Origin of the sequence: Aliiglaciecola sp., assembly GCF_039982535.1 — a bacterium.
GTDB lineage: Bacteria > Pseudomonadota > Gammaproteobacteria > Enterobacterales > Alteromonadaceae > Aliiglaciecola.
The window spans coordinates 1-3,010 of record NZ_JBDWYG010000054.1; the positions used below are offsets into that span (position 1 = coordinate 1).

The following is a 3,010-nucleotide window of genomic DNA, read 5'->3' on the forward strand; positions in this document are numbered from 1 at the left end:
AATGGAGGAAACATTACAATACCAAGCGCCCACACAGCGCCTTGGGCTATCGACCACCGGCAACGGAAACCATCGTCCGGATGGACCAAAGCCCAGTCATGCACTAACAATCAAAACGGACCACTCAAGTGGGGCTGATCACGAGTATCAACCACAATGAATAGAGGGAAAATAGGAAGTTACATTTACGGAATCGTTTCTAAAGACAAATCTGTGACTTCAAATCCGTCTTTGGTGAGAAGGACAACCAGCGAAAGATTGCGGGCGTCATTATACTTCAAAATGTACTCTGCGGATAGGCCCATAGGACGCTGATCGGAGAAAATGATGCTGCATTGTTTATCGAAATACGGGGAGTTATTATTTCTGGTAAAATTATTACATGAAAAAATAGCTATTGGGTCTATTAGAAGGTAGTAATTTCTATTATTTGCGTACCATTGATAAAAAAATAGGGCGATAGGAGCGAATATTATAATTGTGGATACTCGGAATAATATTATCTCTTGGGCCATTACTCTCCGGTTGTGGGGTTAAGTAGTGTCAAAAAAACTACAGGAATACGTAAAGTCACAATATCACTTAATCAGTGATAGTTCTTTGTCGCACGGGCAGGCGTTGGTTAATACTGCTGCTGAGGCGCAAAGACTGACTGGTGGCAATGTTAAAGATGCCGTCAATATGATGACTAGGGTCATAATCGGCGACGACATAAAATCTCTCGATGGCAGATCTGGAGCAGCTTGCGGGTCAGGTTATCGGTCAACCTGTAGGTCGCATCCGGCACTTCAACAGGTTCAAGGGTCGTGTCGAGTCTGCGACGCGGCTGTTTCCTGTAGATATGAATTCGCGACCAGGTCACGGCATATGGGTGAAACTGACCGATTGGCAAGTCAGCGAGTGCGGCTTGATTGATCCAAAGTCTCGTCGGCGTGGGCGTTTGTTGCCGAGTTATAAAATTGCCTCCTTCTTTGATAGTTTTGAAGTTAATGAATATACGTAGTAAACTAAACAGAATAATCTCGATTATTCGAAGTAAAAATAAAGAAAATAGTATAATTAATTCGTATTACTGTTTAATGGTTTTGTTTTTTTTGAATATTGTTATGCCGTATATTTATAAAAATATTACATTATATGTATCTAAGGCAAATTTTTATGAATTTAATATTATGACGTATGTATTTGTATTTTATTTAATTTCAATAAATACGTGTAACTTAGTATTGTCTGTGATTAGTGCGGGGTGGGTTTCTGTATTGTGTCTACTGCTTCTGTTACTTAATGTGGTTTCATTTGTGCTGGTAGGCGGTTTATCGTTCTTTCCTGTTGTTAGGTACGTGCCGTTGTTGTTCGGAATACAAATATCAAATTTCTAGATTTGAGGCTAATTGTTTACATTAAGGGGCGGGTATGGGATCGGTTGAGGGAATTGCACTTCCAGTTATCGGAGGTGGTTGGCTTCAGACAGGTGGAGTGTTTGTTAACGATGGGTAAACATCAAACGTCTCTCTTGATGTCGAAAGACTGGATACTGATGCGGAGGCCCCTGTAAATATTGAAACTGTACATTGGGACGGCGTGTCATGGATCCGCCAAACGTTGCCGATTATCTCCGCCAGTACTATCTCTCTCGAAGTCGGGGCTGGAGCTAGCACTGTCCATTTTCGGGTTCTTGGGACTTTCCCTGGTCAACCTTACAAAATTAGTTCCGATACACCGTTGGCGCCCGCGGGAACAGGTGTATCGTATTTTTTAAACAATATTTACAACAAGATAGATAACTCGAACAAATACACGCCAACGTTGAATGGTATGGCAGTAGAAATCGGCTTACTTATGACTTCAAAATTTCGCCGTTTTTTGAAGATGTTGGAATTTCAAATGGAGCCTATTGTGTTGAAAAGTACGAGAAAATGCGAGTTTTACTAGGTGATGTCTATGCATAATGCAGTTGGTCGAAGAAATACAGGTATTATTTTTACTTGTATATTCTTGAAATTTATCTTTGGAGGGTGGGATGGTCGGTTGATCTCGAATGCGGAGACGTTCGCAAAAGAAGATACCGCAAGAATTGAGCGTGATCTTGAAAGTGCACTTTTAAGTGGGCTTAATTATAAGCAGTTTAATGGGATCGAGAATCTATCGGTTTCGGTTGATAGTTGTGAAATTAGTATTGAAGTAAAATATCGTAGTATTTGTAGTAATTGGAGGCAAAATTATAAAAAAACAAAATCAATATATTTGGATGATATTAGTACGGTGCGGCTAGGGAGTGGTGAAAAAAGTGAATACATATATCTTAACTTCAAATACAATAAAAAGATAAATAGAAGGCAAATATCACGCAATGCGAGTGAAAGAAACTTCCCATATCATGGCGGTAAGTTAGGAAATAGAAATCCAGAAAATAATAGTTATTACTTAGATGAAATCGGGCATTATTTAGATAGAGAATTAAGTAAAAGAGGCGATAGAACTAGAAATTTTATATATACATGTTCTGGTTATTACTCAGTATTATCAGAAAATTCAGCGGTATCTTTACCGGTTTATCCGGAAATTAGTGGGTATGTACATGGTATAATTTCAGAATACCATAAGCAGTGCAATTAAACGTAGTGAATATGGAATTTTATTGTGGGGACACTGCAGGACATTGAAAATGTTGTTAAAGATGGCAACACAATTGATCTTCAAGAGATAAGAGATGACGATTTAGAAATCGTAAGACAAATTGTAAACGACAGAATAGTATATCTTGATTCAGGTGGCGCATGGATAGAGGTTGGTACAAGTAAAGCCGCCGATATAACTGGTTATATGACCTCTATGGTCAGGAATATTGCTGTTAGAGACGTTAATAATTCTGATCGGCCCCACTTGATTGGTCCATTTTGATTGTTAGTGCATGCTAGGCGTTTGGTCCATCGGCACGATGGTTTCAGGAGCCGGAGGGCGGTAGCCCAATGCACTATGGGGTCGTTTGGTGTTGTAGTGTTTCCTCCAG

General features: G+C 39.6%; 4 protein-coding genes. 3 read left to right on the forward strand and 1 reads right to left on the reverse strand.

The window, feature by feature from the left end; all coding sequences use genetic code 11:
* The 3 genes from ABJV04_RS16225 to ABJV04_RS16235 form a co-directional block, all read left to right on the forward strand.
* The coding region (locus ABJV04_RS16225; protein WP_348492630.1) for an integrase core domain-containing protein at nucleotides 1-107 on the forward strand (107 nt) is incomplete at its 5' end.
* Between the two features lie 1,834 nt (nucleotides 108-1,941).
* On the forward strand, nucleotides 1,942-2,616 hold the full coding sequence (locus ABJV04_RS16230; RefSeq protein WP_348492628.1) for a hypothetical protein: 675 nt from the start codon (nucleotides 1,942-1,944) through the stop codon (nucleotides 2,614-2,616).
* Nucleotides 2,617-2,640: 24 nt separating this feature from the next.
* Nucleotides 2,641-2,901, forward strand: coding sequence for a hypothetical protein (locus tag ABJV04_RS16235; RefSeq protein ID WP_348492629.1), 261 nt, complete (start codon nucleotides 2,641-2,643; stop codon nucleotides 2,899-2,901).
* Between the two features lie 3 nt (nucleotides 2,902-2,904).
* On the opposite strand, the gene ABJV04_RS16240 is transcribed toward ABJV04_RS16235, so the two are convergent.
* Nucleotides 2,905-3,010: integrase core domain-containing protein (locus ABJV04_RS16240; protein ID WP_348492631.1), on the reverse strand; the 106-nt coding region annotated here is incomplete at its 5' end.

Excerpts from the sequence above, each read along its gene's own strand:
- ABJV04_RS16230 (WP_348492628.1), top strand. The coding sequence starts at position 1,942 with ATGCATAATGCAGTTGGTCGAAGAAATACAGGTATTATTTTTACTTGT.